Origin of the sequence: Pseudomonas frederiksbergensis (genome assembly GCF_003732665.1) — a bacterium.
GTDB lineage: Bacteria > Pseudomonadota > Gammaproteobacteria > Pseudomonadales > Pseudomonadaceae > Aquipseudomonas > Aquipseudomonas frederiksbergensis_G.
Genome location: NZ_MOBP01000150.1, coordinates 1 through 298, shown reverse-complemented (window position 1 = coordinate 298; position 298 = coordinate 1). Strand labels below are relative to the sequence as shown.

Annotated in this window: 1 pseudogene; it reads left to right on the top strand. The window is 60.1% G+C overall.

What is annotated here, in order from left to right:
* Window positions 1-298 (top strand): annotated as a pseudogene (locus tag BK665_RS33565) (methyl-accepting chemotaxis protein); the annotation flags it as partial.

Genomic DNA, 298 nt, shown 5'->3' with positions numbered 1-298 from the left:
GTGCTGATTTTCAGCCATGGCCAGGCACCACGGCTGAACGCGCAACCGGTTCTGGAGCTGACCGATACCAACAACGGCCGGATCGAGATCAACAGCATGCCGCTGTTCGGCGACAACCCATTGATGGGCGCCGAAGTCTTTGGTCGCGCCGAGGGCCAGCAAGTCGCAGTCATCGCTTACGGCCCGAGCCTGAGCCAGGTGTTTGGCGAACGTTTCTTCAACTATGCGATGGCCGTGGCTATCCTGATGCTGGCGATGCTCGGTGCTTCGCAGTTACTGATCCGCTTCCTGCTCAGCC